Source organism: Pseudomonas corrugata (assembly GCF_050920615.1).
Lineage (GTDB): Bacteria > Pseudomonadota > Gammaproteobacteria > Pseudomonadales > Pseudomonadaceae > Aquipseudomonas > Aquipseudomonas corrugata.
Genome location: NZ_CP130434.1, coordinates 5,286,388 through 5,303,528 on the forward strand (window position 1 = coordinate 5,286,388; position 17,141 = coordinate 5,303,528).

The window sequence follows — 17,141 nt, forward strand, 5'->3', positions numbered from 1 at the left end:
CCGGTTTTTTTATGCCTAGTTCGCTTACAGTTTGTCGCTGTGCTCGCCCAGGTAAGCGGCAACGCCTTCAGGCGAGGCGGTCATACCCTTGTCGCCTTTTTTCCAGTTGGCAGGGCAGACTTCGCCGTGCTCTTCGTGGAATTGCAGGGCGTCGACCAGGCGGATCAGCTCTTCCATGTTACGACCCAGTGGCAGGTCGTTGACGATCTGCGAACGGACCACGCCTTTGTCGTCGATCAGGAATGCACCACGGAATGCCACGCCGCCTTCGGACTCGACGTCATAGGCTTTGGCGATTTCGTGCTTCATGTCGGCAGCCATGGTGTATTTCACCTGGCCGATACCGCCATTGTTGATCGGCGTGTTGCGCCAGGCGTTGTGGGTGAAGTGGGAGTCGATGGAAACGGCAACCACTTCAACGTTACGAGCCTTGAAGTCGTCCATGCGGTGGTCCAGAGCGATCAGCTCGGACGGGCAGACGAAGGTGAAGTCCAGCGGATAGAAGAACACCAGGCCGTATTTGCCTTTGATGGCCGAGGACAGGGTGAAGCTGTCGACGATTTCGCCGTTGCCAAGAACGGCAGGAACGGTGAAGTCAGGGGCTTGCTTGCCTACGAGTACGCTCATTGGATATCTCCTGGTGTAATAACGTGAAAAACTAAGATTCGCGTCAGCCTGTCACCCTCCGGCGACAACCCTGTGACACGAACCCGCTTCGCAAGGACCGACCATCATACACCGGGCATTTGGGCTGTCCTCAACGGTTTTTTGGCGTTATCGAAAAATCGCCAGAGTGCCACTAAAAAACCGTTCGTCAGCCCAAGGCTGCTCCAGCCCAGACACTTCAGAAACCACTTTGACAATCATTCTCGTTAACATTAAGATCCGTCTCAATTGAGTCACAACCAGCGACGGTTCTCACTTATGTATGTATGCCTCTGCACTGGCGTCACTGACGGGCAAATCCGCGAAGCGATCTATGAAGGTTGCTGCAGCTATCGTGAAGTCCGCCAGGCTACCGGCGTAGCCAGCCAATGCGGCAAATGCGCCTGCCTGGCCAAGGAAGTGGTGCGTGAAACCCTCGCCAAAGCGCAAACGGCCCAGGCGTCGATCCCCTTCCCCGTGGAATTCAGCGCCGCTTAATAACCAGCTTTTCAAAAGAACCGGACTCAGTGTCCGGTTTTTTTATGCCTGTAAATCAATTGCTTAGCTTCAAGACGCGGAACACAAACATTCTTATTCCGATTAATTTTCATTTATTATTCAATAACTTAGGTTTGACACCCGTCAGTACGCGGCTCAAACTCTGCCCCATATACAGCTACTACAGGGCAGGCCTCACCATGAAAGGCGACGTTACAGTCATCCAGCATCTCAACAAGATCCTCGCCAATGAACTGGTCGCAATCAACCAGTACTTCCTGCACGCACGCATGTACGAAGACTGGGGCCTGAACAAGCTGGGCAAGCACGAGTACCACGAGTCCATCGACGAGATGAAACACGCGGATAAACTGATCAAGCGCATCCTGTTCCTCGAAGGCCTGCCGAACGTCCAGGACCTGGGCAAACTGCACATCGGCGAACACACCCGGGAAATGCTCGAGTGCGACCTGCGTATCGAACGCACCGGCCACACCGATCTGAAGGCCGCCATTGCCCACTGCGAAAGCGTTGGCGACTTCGGCAGCCGTGAACTGCTGGAAGACATCCTCGAGTCCGAGGAAGAGCACATCGACTGGCTGGAAACCCAACTGGGCCTGATCGACAAAGTCGGTCTCGAGAACTACCTGCAATCGCAGATGGGCGAAGAATAATTTCGCCGAAGAGGAGCCACTAAAAAGCCCCGCCCTCTGACGAGAGGCGGGGCTTTTTATTGCCTGGCGACCCAGGCAGCACCGAATATCTACTGTGGGAGCGAGCCTGCTCGCGATTGCGGTGTATCAGCCGCCATCACTGTATCTGACCCGCCGCAATCGCGAGCAGGCTCGCTCCCACAAGATCCCTGTTCAACCACAGCGTGTGTGGCGAACATGAGGATCAGGCTTCGGTCTTGCTCTCTGCCGCTTTTACGACGGCATTCTTGATCGTGGTTTGCAGCGAGCCGTCAGCGGCCATCTCGGTCATGATGTCGCTACCACCGATCAGCTCACCACCCACCCACAGTTGCGGGAAGGTTGGCCAGTTGGCGTACTTCGGCAGGTTGGCACGGATTTCCGGGTTCTGCAGGATGTCCACGTAGGCGAACTTCTCGCCACATGCCATCACCGCCTGAGCGGCCTTGGCCGAGAAACCGCACTGCGGCGCATTCGGCGAGCCTTTCATGTAGAGCAGGACGGTGTTGTTGGCAATCTGGTCTTTGATCGTTTCGATGATATCCATGGAGCACCTCGGCTTAAACTTCGCGACTCAAGTCGTCGACACGGTGGCGCATTGTAACGGAAAGCCGAGCAAGGTGCTCGGTCTCCTCCAGAGACAAATTCACGCAGCCGCCACCGTCACCGGCACGCCATTGAGCGCCGCATTGCCGGACAACTCGTCCAGCTGCCGCTCATCGGTCAGGTCATTGGCGCTGGAGCCCGGCTGTTCGCTGGCAATGCCCATCTGCACACCCGGCCGGGCATGCCCCCAACCGTGGGGCAGGCTGACCACGCCTTTCATCATGTCCGGGCTGCCCTGCACTTCGACTTCGATCACCCCCACCCGTGAACTGACCTTTACTCGTTGCCCATCGCTCAGGCCACGACTGGCCAGGTCATCCGGGTGCATCAGCAATTGGTGACGCGGCTTGCCCTTCACCAGTCGATGGAAGTTATGCATCCAGGAATTGTTACTGCGCACATGCCGACGGCCAATCATCAGCAGCTCATCCGACTTGGGTGCAGGCGACGTGGAGAAACGCCCGATGTCGGCGAGAATCACCGCGGGGGCGGCTTGTATCCTTTGGTTTTCGGTCTTCAGCCGCGGTGCCAGGTTAGGCTTGAGCGCTCCCAGGTCGAGGCCATGGGGATGGTCAAACAGCGTCGCCAGGGACAGCTTGTGCGGCGAGGCATCCCCGTAAGCGCCCGCCCGCAAGCCAACGTCGATCATCTGCGCAGGTGGCATGGTCGGCTTGAGCTCCTTGCCGGTCCTCGCGGCGAAGGCCTTGGCCAGGCCGACGAAAATCTCCCAATCGTGCAGTGCGCCCTCGGGCTTGGGCAGGATGGCCCGGTTGAAACGGGTTACGTTGCGCACCGCGAACAGGTTGAACGTGGTGTCGTAATGGTCATTTTCCAGGGCGGAGGTCGAGGGCAGGATCAGGTCGGCGTAGCGTGTGGTTTCATTGATATACAGATCGACGCTGACCATGAACTCCAGCCCATCCAGTGCCTGCTCCAATTGCCGTCCGTTGGGCGTCGACAGCACCGGATTGCCGGCCACGGTGACCAATGCCCGGATCTGGCCTTCGCCCTCGGTGAGCATTTCCTCGGCCAGGGTCGACACCGGCAGTTCGCCGGCGTACTCGGGCCGCCCGGATACACGGCTTTGCCAGCGGTTGAAATGCCCGCCCGAGGTACTGGCGACCAGATCCACCGCCGGTTCGGTGCACAACGCCCCGCCAACCCGGTCCAGGTTGCCGGTCACGAGGTTGATTACTTGGATCAGCCAATGGCACAGCGTGCCGAAAGCCTGGGTCGATACCCCCATCCGTCCATAGCAGACTGCCGACGATGCGGCCGCGAAGTCCCGCGCCAACTGACGAATCTGCAAGGCAGGCACCCCACAGAGCGGGCTCATCGCCTCGGCGGTGAAGGTTGCGACAGCCTGGCGCACGTCCTCAAGGCCATCCACCGGCAGGTGACTGTCACGGGTCAGGCCTTCACTGAACAACGTGTTGAGCAGGCCGAACAGCAGCGCGGCGTCACCACCGGGACGCACGAAGAGATGCTGGCTTGCCATGGCCGCCGTTTCGCTGCGACGCGGATCGACCACCACTACTTTGCCGCCGCGGGCCTGTATCGCCTTGAGGCGCTTTTCGACGTCCGGCACGGTCATGATGCTGCCATTGGACGCCAACGGGTTGCCGCCCAGGATCAACATGAAGTCGGTGTGGTCGATGTCCGGTATCGGCAACAGCAAGCCGTGGCCGTACATCAGGTGGCTGGTCAGGTGATGGGGCAACTGGTCCACCGACGTCGCCGAGAAACGGCTACGGGTCTTCAGCAAGCCCAGGAAATAGTTGCTGTGGGTCGTCAGCCCATAGTTATGCACGCTGGGGTTGCCCTGATAGACCGCCACCGCATTCTGGCCGTGGCGCTCCTGAATGGCCGCCAGGCGTTCAGCGACCAATGCGAACGCTTCATCCCAGGCGATGGGCTGCCATTCGCTGCCAATTCGCTGCATGGGTTGACGCAAGCGATCCGGGTCGTTCTGGATATCCTGCAGGGCCACCGCCTTGGGGCAGATGTGGCCACGGCTGAAGCTGTCCAACGGATCGCCCTTGATCGAGGTGATCGCCAGGCCCTGGCCTTCGGTTTCGGTGGTTTCCAGGGTCAAGCCACAGATGGCTTCACACAGATGGCACGCACGGTGATGAAGAGTCTTGGTCATGGCCAGTCTCTGTTTTATTCGTGGCGGGCACTTTCGGCCGCGGGAACAAAACTATGGCGTGTGATCCACGTCTTTGCCAGCGAGGTTCGTCCTGTGAATTGCCGGGCATCAGGCGTACCGATGAAGTGGCATCACTGCTCGGGAGGGGGCGCCAACAGCTGGATCTCTTCGACGGTTTGCACCTGTTCCTGAGCGATGGGCGTGCCCGTCAATTCACCGATCAATCGCCAATGCTCATCGAGCCCGCCGCTGATGGTGGCCATGCGATCGATCATTCGGCGACCGGCCGCCTTGATGACTTCATCGTCGCTGCGCAACAACTCGAATGACATGGACGTCACCGAAGCGGTGAGGTGAGTCAGGGAGCGTGCCGTCAGCCCCAGCAGCTCCATCAGTTGTTGCTCTTTCGAATCCATTTCGAGGCTCCTGCGTCTAGGGATTCATTTATAACCCAGCCCCTTGCATTAGGAAATGCTTCACACTCGTCAACAGACAGGCGAATCATGAAATGACAAGTTACAAACCGACCACTGCAATGCCAGGCCCGTCCTGGCTGGTTGCCAAGCTGCGCAACGCCAGTGTACAAATGGGTCGCTGCTGTCAGGAAACCGGCTTCAAACATGTCATCCAGCCTAGTGGCCTGCGTGGCTGATTCAAGTTCAGACCGCTAGTGATGACCCCGCTGAAATCCCCAAACACCGTAGCCCTATTGGTAAGACGCGACATTTAATGTCAATATCGCGCCTTCCCCTATTTTCGTCGCCCCGTGCGGCTTTTGCCGCAGGTCTCGCCCGTTTTTCCTTAAACAAGGCTTTGAGCATCTGCGGTCCGTTACAAAAAGGTAGTCAATCATGAGCGCAAGGCACTTTCTCTCCCTGATGGATCTCACGCCCGATGAGTTGCTCGGCGTGATCCGTCGAGGCGTGGAGCTCAAAGACCTGCGTAACCGCGGCGTACTGTTCGAGCCCCTGAAGAACCGCGTACTGGGAATGATTTTCGAGAAATCATCGACCCGTACCCGTATTTCGTTCGAAGCCGGCATGATCCAGCTCGGCGGCCAGGCGATCTTCCTATCGCCCCGCGACACCCAGCTGGGCCGAGGCGAACCAATCGCTGACTGCGCCATCGTCATGTCAAGCATGCTCGACGTGATGATGATCCGTACCTTTGCCCACAGCACCCTGACCGAATTCGCCGCCCACTCCCGTGTGCCGGTGATCAATGGCCTGTCCGATGACCTGCACCCCTGCCAGTTGCTGGCCGACATGCAGACGTTCCTTGAACACCGTGGCTCGATACAGGGCAAGACCGTGGCCTGGATCGGCGACGGCAACAACATGTGCAACAGCTATATAGAAGCTGCGATGCAATTCGACTTCCAGTTGCGCATCGCCTGCCCCGAGGGCTACGACCCCAACGCCGAACTGGTCGCCAAGGCCGGAGACCGGGTGGCCATCGTCCGCGATCCGAAGCTGGCCGTGGCCGGCGCGCATCTGGTGAGCACGGACGTCTGGACCTCCATGGGCCAGGAAGAGGAAACGGCCAAGCGCCTCAAGCTGTTCGCACCGCTTCAGGTCAACCGGGCCCTGCTCGACCTGGCGGATGCCGACGTGCTGTTCATGCATTGCCTGCCGGCCCACCGTGGCGAGGAGATCAGCTTCGACCTGCTGGACGACCCGCGCTCGGTCGCCTGGGATCAGGCCGAGAATCGTCTCCATGCGCAGAAGGCCCTGCTCGAGTTCCTTGTCGAGCCGGCGTATCACCACGCATGAGTCATTCCCTGCTGTTGAGTCTGCACAACCTGGCTTGTGGTTACTTGGACCAGCGGGTGGTGCAGAATCTCAACCTGCACCTCAATGCCGGCGATATCGGCTGCCTGCTCGGCTCATCCGGGTGCGGCAAAACCACGACACTGCGGGCCATTGCCGGCTTCGAGCCGGTATACGAAGGTGAAATCCAGCTGGCCGGGGAAACCCTTTCCCGCGCCGGCTTCACCTTGGCCCCGGAAAAACGCCGTATCGGCATGGTATTCCAGGACTACGCGCTGTTTCCCCACCTGAGTGTGGCCGAGAACATCGCCTTCGGCATCCGCAAGCATCCGGACAAGGATCGCGTGGTGGAGGAAATGCTGGAGCTGGTCAACCTGAAGAACCTGGGCAAACGCTTTCCCCACGAACTGTCCGGCGGCCAGCAACAGCGTGTGGCACTGGCCCGTGCACTGGCACCGGAGCCCCAACTGCTGTTGCTCGACGAACCGTTCTCCAACCTCGACGGAGAGCTGCGTCGCAAGCTCAGTCATGAGGTGCGGGACATCCTCAAGGCGCGCGGCACCAGTGCAATTCTGGTCACCCATGACCAGGAAGAAGCCTTCGCCGTGAGCGACCATGTCGGCGTGTTCAAGGACGGTCGGCTGGAACAGTGGGACACACCCTACAACCTGTACCACGAACCGCTGACGCCCTTCGTCGCCAGTTTCATCGGCCAGGGCTATTTCATCCGTGGCCGGCTCGAAAGCCCGGAGTCGGTGCAGACCGAGCTGGGAATCCTGCGCGGCAACCGGGCTTATACCTGGCCCGTCGGCGGCGCGGTGGATGTGCTGTTGCGGCCTGACGATATCGTCTACGCACCGGACAGCCCTCTCACCGCTCAAATTGTCGGCAAAACGTTCCTGGGTGCTTCGACCTTGTACCGCCTTCAATTGCCAACGGGGGCGCAGCTGGAGTCGATCTTCCCGAGCCATGCCGATCATCAGGTCGGCGCCACTGTCGGTATCCGCGTTTCGGCTGAACACCTGGTGCTGTTCCAGGCCTCGGGAAGCACGGCCGCGCACATACCCCCGGTGGAAAGCGGAGTGCGGCGGTACAGCGCGGCTCATTGAGCCTTGGGGCAAAATATTTCCCCCCATTGCGCTCTGGTTCTTGATTGTGGGAGCGAGCCTGCTCGCGATAGCGGCCTGACAGCCGGCCAGGCTCTCCCGGCTGTACTCAATCCAGATCAGCCCAGCAACAACGTCCCACTGGCCACCAACATCGCATCCCCACCAATCTTCACCCGCTCCCCCTCCAGCCGACAGAACAGTGCCCCTCCCCTGGTCGAGCACTGATAAGCCGTCAACCCCAGCTTGCTCAGGCGTTTGGACCAGTACGGAACCAGGCTGCAATGGGTCGATCCGGTCACCGGATCCTCGTTGATACCAATCGCTGGCGCAAAGTAACGCGAGACAAAGTCATGCCGGCTACCCGGCGCGGTCACGATAGCGCCGGGCCACGGCAGTTTGGCCAGGGCCGCCATGTCCGGCTTGCAATCGAGCACTGCTTGCTCCGACTCCAGCACCACCAGCAGCACACTGGATGCCAGAACGTCCACCGCCTCGACACCCAGGGCACTCTGCACGGCCAGGGAGGCGCCCAGTTCGCTGGGTACCATGGCCGGAAAATCCAGCCACAACCGGTTACCTTCGCGACTGACGCTCAAGGGGCCGGATTTGCAGATGAAGTCCAGCCGCTGGGCAGTCTCATGATAGACCTCGAACAGCACATGAGCGCTTGCCAGCGTGGCGTGTCCGCACAACGGGACTTCGGTGGTGGGGGTGAACCAACGGATGTGCCAATACTGACCTTCGCGCACCAGGAAAGCGGTTTCAGCCAGGTTATGTTCGGCTGCAATCTTCTGCATCAAGTCATCGGCCAGCCAGGCATCAAGCCGATAGACTATCGCCGGATTACCGCCAAACGGTCGGTCGCTGAACGCATCGACTTGATGAAACGCGAGCTGCATGGCCTTCTCCTTGTAAGGATCCTTGTTGAAGCTTGAGCATGAGGCGCCTTGACACCGTCGCGCCAGTGACAGATCAAGTGAATTTTCACCCTACAGCGTAGGGCAATATCTGCTAATGGCCTGTGCGGCTAACTTGAGTGCGCAATTCAGCCAGACAAGCCATTAGCCAGAGGATCAGGCGCGACCGATATCGGCGAACGCCGCCCCGGTATGCTCCGCCAACACCCCGGGCGCCAGCTCCACCTCCAACCCCCGCCGCCCTGCGCTGACATAGATGCTGGCGAATGGCTGAGCGGAATTGTCGATGAAGGTGCGCAAGCGCTTCTTCTGTCCCAACGGACTGATACCGCCCAACAGATAACCCGTGGAGCGTTGCGCAGCCGCCGGGTCGGCCATCTCGACTTTTTTCACACCGGCGGCATGGGCCAGCGCTTTCAGATCCAGGCTGCCCGCAACGGGCACCACCGCCACCAGCAATTCACCTTTCTCACTGGCGGCCAGCAATGTCTTGAACACCTGTGCTGGATTCAACCCCAGCTTTTCCGCCGCCTCCAGGCCATAGGAGGCGGCCTTGGGATCGTGGTCGTAACTGTGGATACGATGCTCGGCGCGCACTTTTTTAAGCAGATCCAATGCGGGGGTCATGACCGCTCCTGAAGAAATCAGAAAAGAGTGGGCCGGGATTCTAAGTCATACTTCACGAATAGTTGAAAATATGACCAGAGGTTCACTTTCAATCTTTGACAGCAGCGTTTCTTGTCTATATTTTTTCGAAAGTGAAAGCCAGAACGCATGTCTCGAGTACCATCCGAGACCAGAATTACGTCCCAAGGCAATCGATATGACCGACATTCAGAACAAGAACTACATCATTGCCCTCGACCAGGGCACGACCAGCTCGCGCGCGATCATCTTCGACCGTGACGCCAATGTGGTCTGCACCGCCCAACGCGAATTCGCCCAGCATTATCCCCAGGCCGGGTGGGTCGAGCATGACCCGATGGAAATCTTCGCCACCCAGAGCGCGGTCATGGTCGAAGCCCTGGCCCAGGCCGGCCTGCATCATGATCAGGTTGCCGCCATCGGTATCACCAACCAGCGTGAAACCACGGTTGTCTGGGACAAGACCACCGGCCGTCCGGTCTATAACGCCATCGTCTGGCAATGTCGGCGCAGCACCGAAATCTGCGAACAGCTCAAGCGCGACGGCCACGAACCCTACATCAGCGAGACCACCGGCCTGGTTACCGACCCGTACTTCTCCGGCACCAAGCTCAAGTGGATCCTGGACACCGTAGAAGGCAGTCGTGAGCGGGCGCGCAACGGTGAACTGCTATTCGGCACCGTTGATAGCTGGCTGATCTGGAAATTTACCGGCGGCAAGGTCCACGTCACCGACTACACCAACGCCTCGCGCACCATGCTTTTCAACATCCACTCCCTGGAGTGGGACGCGAAGATGCTCGACATTCTCGACATCCCCCGGGAAATGTTGCCGGAAGTGAAGTCATCCTCGGAAATCTACGGCCGCACCAAGAGCGGCATCGCCATCGGCGGTATCGCCGGCGACCAGCAGGCCGCCCTCTTCGGCCAGATGTGCGTGGAGCCCGGCCAGGCGAAAAACACCTACGGCACCGGTTGCTTCCTGCTGATGAATACCGGGGACAAGGCAGTCAAATCCAATCACGGCATGCTCACCACCATCGCCTGCGGCCCCCGCGGAGAAGTGGCCTATGCCCTGGAAGGTGCCGTATTCAATGGTGGCTCCACGGTGCAATGGCTGCGCGACGAGCTGAAAATCGTCAACGACGCCCTCGATACCGAGTACTTCGCCAACAAGGTCAAGGACAGCAACGGCGTGTACCTCGTGCCCGCCTTCACCGGCCTCGGCGCGCCGTACTGGGACCCCTATGCCCGTGGCGCACTGTTCGGCCTGACGCGCGGCGTACGGGTCGATCACATCATTCGCGCGGCGCTGGAGTCGATTGCCTATCAGACTCGCGACGTGCTCGACGCCATGCAACAGGATTCAGGGGAGCGCCTCAAGGCCTTGCGCGTTGACGGCGGCGCGGTGGCGAACAACTTCCTGATGCAGTTCCAGGCCGACATCCTCGGCACCCAGGTCGAGCGCCCGAAAATGCGCGAGACCACGGCCTTGGGCGCCGCCTACCTGGCGGGCCTGGCGTGCGGCTTCTGGGGCAGCCTGGAAGAACTGCGCGGCAAAGCGGTGATCGAGCGCCGGTTCGAGCCGCAACTGGACGAACAGGCGAAGGAAAAACTTTACGCCGGCTGGAAAAAAGCCATCAGCCGCACCCGCGATTGGGAATCTCACGAAGACGCCGAATAGCCTGAAACCGGCATGAAGAAGGAGTGAAACTGGTCGGGAGTGGATTCCTGCGGCATCATGGGCAAATTTTGCATGGCAGCCCAAAGGAAGTCCCATGAATCTGCCTCCCCGTCAGCAGCAAATCCTCGAACTGGTCCGTGAACGTGGCTATGTCAGCATCGAGGAAATGGCTCAGTTGTTCGTTGTCACCCCGCAAACCATCCGCCGTGATATCAATCAGCTGGCCGAGGTGAATCTGCTGCGTCGCTACCACGGTGGCGCCGCCTATGATTCGAGCGTTGAAAACACCGCCTATGCCATGCGCGCCGATCAGATGCGTGATGAGAAACAACGCATTGCCGAAGCCATCGCCGCCCAGATCCCCGATCATGCGTCGCTGTTCATCAACATCGGCACCACCACCGAATCCATCGCCCGGGCGCTGCTCAACCACAACCAGCTGAAAATCATCACCAACAACCTGCACGTGGCTTCGATCCTCAGCGCCAAGGACGACTTCGAAGTGTTGATCGCCGGTGGCAACGTGCGCCGCGACGGCGGCGTGGTTGGCCAGGCCAGCGTCGATTTCATCAACCAGTTCAAGGTCGATTTCGCCCTGGTGGGTATCAGCGGGATCGACGAAGACGGCAGCCTGCTGGACTTCGATTACCAGGAAGTGCGCGTCTCCCAGGCGATCATCGCCAACGCCCGGCAAGTGCTGCTGGCGGCGGACTCCAGCAAGTTCGGGCGCAATGCCATGGTCCGCCTGGGACCCATCACCCTGATTGACTGTCTGGTAACCGACCAGCAACCGGTGCCGGCCTTGGTGCAGTTGCTGAGCCAGCACAAGATTCGCTTGGAAGTGGTTTAGAGGCAGCTTCAAGCTACAAGCTTTCAGCTTCAAGAGATCGCAGGCTTCGCCAGCTCCTACACCATCCCGTAGGATCTGGCGAAGCCTGCGATCTTTTTATGTTCGAAAATTTTCCTTTCGGCCATTCTCGATGAGTTTTTTCAATCGAAGTCGACTAGCTGTTGCCGTGTTAATGGGCTAGTATTTTCGCAAATGAACATTAATGTTCGAATTCAAATGTTACGAAAAGAGCCCGAGGCCAGCCGATGCCCACCTCCACGTTGCCTACGCCCCCGATCGCCGAAATCTACGACATCGCCGTCATTGGTGGCGGTATCAATGGCGTAGGGATTGCCGCGGACGCTGCCGGTCGCGGTCTTTCGGTATTCCTTTGCGAAAAGGACGACTTGGCCAGCCATACCTCCTCGGCCAGCAGCAAGCTGATCCACGGTGGGCTGCGCTACCTCGAACATTACGAGTTCCGCCTGGTGCGTGAAGCATTGGCCGAGCGCGAGGTGCTGCTGGCCAAGGCCCCGCACATCGTCAAGCAGATGCGCTTCGTACTGCCCCACCGCCCGCATCTGCGCCCGGCCTGGATGATCCGTGCCGGCCTGTTCCTCTACGATCACCTGGGCAAGCGCGAACAACTCGCCGGCTCCAAGAGCTTGAAATTCGGTACCGACAGCGCTCTGAAAAGCGAGATCACCAAGGGCTTCGAATACTCCGATTGCTGGGTCGACGATGCACGGCTGGTGGTGCTCAACGCCATGACGGCGCGGGAAAAAGGCGCGCACGTCCACACCCGGACCCGTTGCGTGAACGCCCGCCGCAGCAACGGGCTGTGGCATTTGCACCTGGAACGCGCCGACGGCAGCCTGTTTTCGATCCGTGCCAAGGCACTGGTGAATGCGGCCGGCCCATGGGTCGCCAAGTTCATTCGCGATGACCTGAAGATGGAATCGCCCTACGGCATTCGCCTGATCCAGGGCAGTCATGTGATCGTGCCGAAACTCTACGAGGGCGAACACGCGCACATCCTTCAGAATGAAGACCAGCGCATCGTGTTCACCATTCCTTACCTGAACCAGTTCACCCTGATCGGCACGACCGACCGCGAATACACCGGTGATCCGGCCAAGGTGGCGATTACCGACGGCGAAACCGATTATCTGTTGAATGTGGTCAATGCTCACTTCAAGAAACAGATCAGCCGTGACGACATCCTGCACAGTTATTCCGGTGTGCGTCCGCTGTGCAATGACGAGTCCGACAACCCATCGGCCGTGACCCGTGACTACACCCTGGCGCTTTCCGGTAGCGGCAAAGAGGCGCCCTTGCTGTCGGTGTTCGGCGGCAAGCTGACCACCTACCGCAAACTGGCTGAATCGGCCATGGCGCAACTGGCCCCCTACTTCCCCCAGATGCGGCCGAGCTGGACCGCCGACGCCCCGTTGCCCGGTGGCGAAAACATGACCACCCCGCAGGCACTCTGCTCGGCGATCCGCGACAAGTACGACTGGGTACCCACCGACCTCGCGCGCCGTTGGGCCACCACCTACGGCAGCCGTACCTGGCGCATGCTCGAAGGCGTGCACAACCTGAGCGACCTGGGCGAGCTCATCGGTGCCGGCCTCTATACCCGGGAAGTCGACTACCTGTGCAGCGACGAATGGGCCGTCGATGCCCGGGACATCCTGTGGCGCCGCAGCAAGCTGGGTCTGTTCACCACCCCTGCCGAACAGGAAAAGCTGCAGCAATACCTGGACAAAGTCGCACACAACCGCCGCAAGATCGAAGCGGCCTGATCGATAGCCTGCCCGACCGAAGCCCCTGAATCCTCCGATTCAGGGGCTTTTTACTGTCTGAAATCTCGCCACCGGCCCTGTGCGAGTCTGCTCGCGATAGCGGTGTGTCTGAATCAACAGAGGCTAGATGTGCCATCGCTATCGCGAGCAGGCTCGCTCCCACAGGGGTCGATGTGGACTCAAGGCATTCGGTTTTCCGAACGCGACCCTGCAGTCGATTCGGTTAACCGGATAATTCGCTCATAAAAAACCTGAAATAAAACGTTAATGTACTTATAAAACAATAAGTTACCACTGCTCGACTGGCCTGGCACGGGTCATGCTCTACACTCGTCGAGACGAATGTCTGGACGCCAACACAGCAGGAGCAGACAGGCATTCGAAGTACTCAGGGCCGAACCGGCTGAAATAAAAAAAACAATGTCGAGGAAACATCGATGCGTATCGTTCCCCATCTCCTGGGCGCAGCCGTTGCTGTCGCTCTGATCAGCACCCCAGCTTTCGCCGCCGAACTGACCGGCACGCTGAAAAAGATCAAAGAGTCCGGCGTCATCACGCTCGGGCATCGCGACGCTTCCATTCCGTTCTCCTACATCGCGGACGCTTCCGGCAAACCGGTCGGCTATTCCCACGACATCCAGTTGAAAGTCGTCGAAGCCCTGAAAAAAGACCTGGACATGCCCGACCTGCAGGTCAAGTACAACCTGGTCACTTCGCAAACCCGTATCCCGCTGGTACAGAACGGCACCGTGGACCTGGAATGCGGATCCACCACCAACAACGTCGAGCGTCAGCAGCAGGTTGACTTCTCCGTTGGCATCTTCGAGATCGGCACACGCCTGCTCGCCAAGAAAGATTCCAAGTACAAGGATTTCGGCGATCTGAAAGGCAAGAACGTCGTGACCACCGCAGGCACCACCTCCGAGCGCATCCTCAAGTCGATGAACGCCGACAAGCAGATGGGCATGAACGTGATTTCCGCCAAGGACCACGGCGAGTCCTTCCAGATGCTGGAATCGGGTCGTGCCGTCGCGTTCATGATGGACGACGCCCTGCTGGCCGGCGAAGCGGCCAAGGCCAAGAAGGCCTCCGACTGGGAAGTGACCGGTACGCCACAGTCCTACGAAATCTACGGCTGCATGATGCGCAAAGGCGACGAGCCGTTCAAAAAGGCAGTGGATGACGCCATCAAGGCCACCTATGCGTCGGGCGAGATCAACAAGATCTACGACAAATGGTTCACCCAGCCGATCCCACCAAAAAACCTGAACCTGAACTTCCCGATGAGCGACGAGCTCAAGGCACTGATCGCCAACCCGACCGACAAAGCGGCTGACGACAAGAAGTCCTGATTTTTCTGACTAACCTTATCTCCTGAAGGGGCCCGGCCCTTTCAGGGGATGGTCACTCCCAGCTGACAATAAGGAAACACTCGAACCGGTGGCTGTCGAGCCGGACGGGTGTGCCTGGCCTTCAAGGTCGGGCGGGAACGGAGCTTCCCCAGACGGGCATCTGTACATCGAACGATCCGAGGGGAGACCCTAATGAATTACAACTGGGACTGGGGCGTGTTCTTCAAGTCCACCGGCGTGGGCAGCGAGACTTATCTCGACTGGTACATCGCCGGCCTGGGCTGGACCATCGCCATCGCCGTCGTGGCCTGGATCATCGCCCTGCTGCTGGGCTCGATCCTGGGCGTGATGCGCACCGTACCGAACCGGCTGGTGTCGGGTATCGCCACCTGCTACGTCGAGCTTTTCCGTAACGTGCCGTTATTGGTGCAGCTATTTATCTGGTACTTCCTGGTGCCCGACCTGCTGCCGGAGAACCTGCAGGAGTGGTACAAGCAGGACCTGAACCCGACCACCTCGGCCTACCTGAGCGTCGTCGTGTGCCTGGGCCTGTTCACCGCCGCCCGTGTCTGCGAACAGGTGCGCACCGGTATCCAGGCACTGCCACGTGGCCAGGAGTCTGCCGCCCGGGCCATGGGCTTCAAGCTGCCACAAATCTACTGGAATGTGCTGCTGCCCCAGGCCTACCGGATCATCATTCCGCCACTCACCTCGGAATTCCTCAACGTCTTCAAGAACTCCTCCGTAGCCTCGCTGATCGGCCTGATGGAACTGCTCGCGCAGACCAAGCAGACCGCCGAGTTCTCGGCCAACCTGTTCGAAGCCTTCACCTTGGCGACACTGATCTATTTCACCCTGAACATGAGCCTGATGTTGCTCATGCGCATGATCGAGAAAAAAGTCGCGGTGCCCGGCCTCATTTCCGTGGGGGGTAAATAATGGAATTCGATTTCAGTGGCGTCGTTCCGGCGATTCCCGGCCTGTGGAACGGCATGGTGATGACCCTCAAGCTGATGGTCCTGGGCGTGATTGGCGGGATCGTCCTGGGCACGATCCTGGCGTTGATGCGCCTGTCCCATAACAAGTTGCTGTCCAACATTGCCGGCGCCTACGTCAACTACTTCCGCTCGATCCCGCTGCTGCTGGTGATCACCTGGTTCTACCTGGCGGTGCCGTTCGTGCTGCGCTGGATCACCGGCGAAGACACGCCAATCGGCGCGTTCGGCTCCTGCGTCGTGGCGTTCATGATGTTCGAAGCGGCGTACTTCTGCGAAATCGTGCGGGCCGGCGTGCAGTCGATCCCCAAGGGCCAGATGGGCGCCGCCCAGGCGCTGGGCATGAATTATGGCCAGACCATGCGCCTGATCATCCTGCCCCAGGCGTTTCGCAAGATGACCCCGCTGCTGCTGCAGCAGAGCATCATCCTGTTTCAGGACACCTCGCTGGTCTACACCGTCGGCCTGGTGGACTTCCTCAATGCTTCGCGAGCCAATGGCGACATCATCGGCCGCTCCAATGAGTTCCTGATCGTCGCAGGTCTCGTGTACTTCACAATCAGCTTTGCCGCCTCGCTGCTGGTCAAGCGTCTGCAAAAAAGGTTCGCCGTATGATCTCTATCAAGAACATCAACAAGTGGTATGGGGACTTCCAGGTACTGACCAATTGCAGCACCGAGGTCAGCAAAGGTGAAGTGGTGGTGGTGTGCGGTCCGTCGGGTTCGGGCAAGTCCACCCTGATCAAGTGCGTGAACGCCCTGGAGCCGTTCCAGAAAGGCGACATCGTGGTCGACGGCACCTCCATCGCCGACCCGAAGACCAACCTGCCGAAACTGCGTTCGCGGGTGGGCATGGTGTTCCAGCACTTCGAACTGTTCCCGCACCTGACCATCACCGAGAACCTGACCATCGCGCAGATCAAGGTGCTGGGCCGCAGCAAGGAAGAGGCCACCAAAAAAGGTCTGCAATTGCTCGATCGGGTCGGTCTCTCGGCCCATGCCCACAAGCATCCGGGCCAGCTCTCCGGCGGCCAGCAGCAGCGCGTGGCGATTGCCCGCGCACTGGCGATGGACCCGGTGGTGATGCTGTTCGACGAACCGACCTCGGCCCTCGACCCGGAAATGGTCAACGAAGTGCTGGACGTGATGGTGCAACTGGCCCACGAAGGCATGACCATGATGTGCGTGACCCACGAAATGGGCTTCGCCCGCAAGGTAGCGAACCGGGTGATCTTCATGGATCAGGGCCAGATCATCGAAGACTGCCCGAAGGAGGAGTTCTTCGGCGACATCAGCGCCCGCTCCGAACGTGCGCAGCACTTCCTTGAGAAAATCCTGCAGCACTGACAGCTCAGCCCACTCTCCTGTGGGAGCGAGCCTGCTCGCGAAAACGGACTGACATTCAACATCGACGTTGATTGTACCGGCCTCATCGCGAGCAGACTCG

Annotated in this window: 17 protein-coding genes; 11 read left to right on the plus strand and 6 right to left on the minus strand. The window is 59.4% G+C overall.

From position 1 onward, the window contains the following. Positions 1–24: 24 nt before the first annotated feature. Positions 25–627, minus strand: coding sequence for a peroxiredoxin (locus QZH45_RS23640; RefSeq protein WP_024779507.1), 603 nt, complete (start codon positions 625–627; stop codon positions 25–27). Positions 628–924: 297 nt separating this feature from the next. Here QZH45_RS23640 and QZH45_RS23645 point away from each other — a divergent pair, with 297 nt between their 5' ends. Beyond that, positions 925–1,143, plus strand: coding sequence for a bacterioferritin-associated ferredoxin (locus tag QZH45_RS23645; RefSeq protein ID WP_024779506.1), 219 nt, complete (start codon positions 925–927; stop codon positions 1,141–1,143). A gap of 200 nt (positions 1,144–1,343) precedes the next feature. Continuing rightward, positions 1,344–1,817: a bacterioferritin gene (gene bfr / locus QZH45_RS23650; RefSeq protein WP_024779505.1), complete on the plus strand. Its 474-nt coding sequence runs from the start codon at positions 1,344–1,346 to the stop codon at positions 1,815–1,817. Between the two features lie 223 nt (positions 1,818–2,040). Here bfr and grxD read toward each other — a convergent pair whose 3' ends face one another. The 3 genes from grxD to QZH45_RS23665 form a co-directional block, all read right to left on the minus strand. Beyond that, entirely contained in the window at positions 2,041–2,382 is a 342-nt protein-coding gene (grxD, locus tag QZH45_RS23655; RefSeq protein ID WP_024779504.1) for a Grx4 family monothiol glutaredoxin, read from the minus strand. A gap of 99 nt (positions 2,383–2,481) precedes the next feature. Further along, positions 2,482–4,590, minus strand: a complete 2,109-nt coding sequence (locus tag QZH45_RS23660) for a molybdopterin oxidoreductase family protein (protein WP_024779503.1) — start codon at positions 4,588–4,590, stop codon at positions 2,482–2,484. Positions 4,591–4,721: 131 nt separating this feature from the next. After that, entirely contained in the window at positions 4,722–5,006 is a 285-nt protein-coding gene (locus QZH45_RS23665; RefSeq protein WP_024779502.1) for a hypothetical protein, read from the minus strand. 435 nt (positions 5,007–5,441) lie between these two features. On the opposite strand from QZH45_RS23665, the gene argF reads away from it, so the two are divergent. Then, positions 5,442–6,362 (plus strand): ornithine carbamoyltransferase, encoded by a 921-nt coding sequence (gene argF, locus QZH45_RS23670; RefSeq protein ID WP_024779501.1) that lies wholly within the window; start codon positions 5,442–5,444, stop codon positions 6,360–6,362. Beyond that, positions 6,359–7,468: an ABC transporter ATP-binding protein gene (locus QZH45_RS23675; RefSeq protein ID WP_024779500.1), complete on the plus strand. Its 1,110-nt coding sequence runs from the start codon at positions 6,359–6,361 to the stop codon at positions 7,466–7,468. Before argF ends, QZH45_RS23675 begins: the two co-directional genes overlap by 4 nt. A gap of 116 nt (positions 7,469–7,584) precedes the next feature. Here the strand turns inward: QZH45_RS23675 and QZH45_RS23680 are convergent, their stop codons facing one another. Both QZH45_RS23680 and ybaK read right to left on the minus strand, forming a co-directional pair. Then, positions 7,585–8,367 (minus strand): PhzF family phenazine biosynthesis protein, encoded by a 783-nt coding sequence (locus QZH45_RS23680; RefSeq protein ID WP_024779499.1) that lies wholly within the window; start codon positions 8,365–8,367, stop codon positions 7,585–7,587. A 174-nt stretch (positions 8,368–8,541) separates the two neighbouring features. Then, positions 8,542–9,012, minus strand: a complete 471-nt coding sequence (gene ybaK, locus QZH45_RS23685) for a Cys-tRNA(Pro) deacylase (protein WP_053192359.1) — start codon at positions 9,010–9,012, stop codon at positions 8,542–8,544. A gap of 196 nt (positions 9,013–9,208) precedes the next feature. Between ybaK and glpK the strand changes: the two genes are divergently transcribed. The 7 genes from glpK (at position 9,209) to QZH45_RS23720 (ending at position 17,041) form a co-directional block, all read left to right on the plus strand. Beyond that, positions 9,209–10,714 (plus strand): glycerol kinase GlpK, encoded by a 1,506-nt coding sequence (glpK, locus tag QZH45_RS23690; RefSeq protein WP_055135742.1) that lies wholly within the window; start codon positions 9,209–9,211, stop codon positions 10,712–10,714. A gap of 94 nt (positions 10,715–10,808) precedes the next feature. Beyond that, a complete protein-coding gene (locus tag QZH45_RS23695) occupies positions 10,809–11,564 on the plus strand; it encodes a DeoR/GlpR family transcriptional regulator (RefSeq protein WP_053192357.1) in 756 nt (251 codons plus the stop codon). A gap of 245 nt (positions 11,565–11,809) precedes the next feature. After that, positions 11,810–13,348: a glycerol-3-phosphate dehydrogenase gene (glpD, locus tag QZH45_RS23700; RefSeq protein WP_024779495.1), complete on the plus strand. Its 1,539-nt coding sequence runs from the start codon at positions 11,810–11,812 to the stop codon at positions 13,346–13,348. Between the two features lie 437 nt (positions 13,349–13,785). Further along, positions 13,786–14,700: a glutamate/aspartate ABC transporter substrate-binding protein gene (locus QZH45_RS23705; RefSeq protein WP_024779494.1), complete on the plus strand. Its 915-nt coding sequence runs from the start codon at positions 13,786–13,788 to the stop codon at positions 14,698–14,700. A gap of 192 nt (positions 14,701–14,892) precedes the next feature. Beyond that, positions 14,893–15,639 carry an amino acid ABC transporter permease gene (locus QZH45_RS23710; protein WP_024779493.1) on the plus strand — a complete coding sequence of 249 codons (747 nt, stop codon included), beginning with the start codon at positions 14,893–14,895 and terminating at the stop codon, positions 15,637–15,639. Next, on the plus strand, positions 15,639–16,310 hold the full coding sequence (locus tag QZH45_RS23715; protein ID WP_024779492.1) for an amino acid ABC transporter permease: 672 nt from the start codon (positions 15,639–15,641) through the stop codon (positions 16,308–16,310). The genes QZH45_RS23710 and QZH45_RS23715 overlap by 1 nt, the downstream gene beginning before the upstream one ends. Further along, positions 16,307–17,041 carry an amino acid ABC transporter ATP-binding protein gene (locus QZH45_RS23720; protein WP_024779491.1) on the plus strand — a complete coding sequence of 245 codons (735 nt, stop codon included), beginning with the start codon at positions 16,307–16,309 and terminating at the stop codon, positions 17,039–17,041. The genes QZH45_RS23715 and QZH45_RS23720 overlap by 4 nt, the downstream gene beginning before the upstream one ends. Positions 17,042–17,141: the final 100 nt, after the last annotated feature.

Excerpts from the sequence above, each read along its gene's own strand:
- QZH45_RS23640 (WP_024779507.1), bottom strand. The coding sequence starts at position 627 with ATGAGCGTACTCGTAGGCAAGCAAGCCCCTGACTTCACCGTTCCTGCC.
- QZH45_RS23645 (WP_024779506.1), top strand. The coding sequence starts at position 925 with ATGTATGTATGCCTCTGCACTGGCGTCACTGACGGGCAAATCCGCGAA.
- bfr (WP_024779505.1), top strand. The coding sequence starts at position 1,344 with ATGAAAGGCGACGTTACAGTCATCCAGCATCTCAACAAGATCCTCGCC.
- grxD (WP_024779504.1), bottom strand. The coding sequence starts at position 2,382 with ATGGATATCATCGAAACGATCAAAGACCAGATTGCCAACAACACCGTC.
- QZH45_RS23660 (WP_024779503.1), bottom strand. The coding sequence starts at position 4,590 with ATGACCAAGACTCTTCATCACCGTGCGTGCCATCTGTGTGAAGCCATC.
- QZH45_RS23665 (WP_024779502.1), bottom strand. The coding sequence starts at position 5,006 with ATGGATTCGAAAGAGCAACAACTGATGGAGCTGCTGGGGCTGACGGCA.
- argF (WP_024779501.1), top strand. The coding sequence starts at position 5,442 with ATGAGCGCAAGGCACTTTCTCTCCCTGATGGATCTCACGCCCGATGAG.
- QZH45_RS23675 (WP_024779500.1), top strand. The coding sequence starts at position 6,359 with ATGAGTCATTCCCTGCTGTTGAGTCTGCACAACCTGGCTTGTGGTTAC.
- QZH45_RS23680 (WP_024779499.1), bottom strand. The coding sequence starts at position 8,367 with ATGCAGCTCGCGTTTCATCAAGTCGATGCGTTCAGCGACCGACCGTTT.
- ybaK (WP_053192359.1), bottom strand. The coding sequence starts at position 9,012 with ATGACCCCCGCATTGGATCTGCTTAAAAAAGTGCGCGCCGAGCATCGT.
- glpK (WP_055135742.1), top strand. The coding sequence starts at position 9,209 with ATGACCGACATTCAGAACAAGAACTACATCATTGCCCTCGACCAGGGC.
- QZH45_RS23695 (WP_053192357.1), top strand. The coding sequence starts at position 10,809 with ATGAATCTGCCTCCCCGTCAGCAGCAAATCCTCGAACTGGTCCGTGAA.
- glpD (WP_024779495.1), top strand. The coding sequence starts at position 11,810 with ATGCCCACCTCCACGTTGCCTACGCCCCCGATCGCCGAAATCTACGAC.
- QZH45_RS23705 (WP_024779494.1), top strand. The coding sequence starts at position 13,786 with ATGCGTATCGTTCCCCATCTCCTGGGCGCAGCCGTTGCTGTCGCTCTG.
- QZH45_RS23710 (WP_024779493.1), top strand. The coding sequence starts at position 14,893 with ATGAATTACAACTGGGACTGGGGCGTGTTCTTCAAGTCCACCGGCGTG.
- QZH45_RS23715 (WP_024779492.1), top strand. The coding sequence starts at position 15,639 with ATGGAATTCGATTTCAGTGGCGTCGTTCCGGCGATTCCCGGCCTGTGG.
- QZH45_RS23720 (WP_024779491.1), top strand. The coding sequence starts at position 16,307 with ATGATCTCTATCAAGAACATCAACAAGTGGTATGGGGACTTCCAGGTA.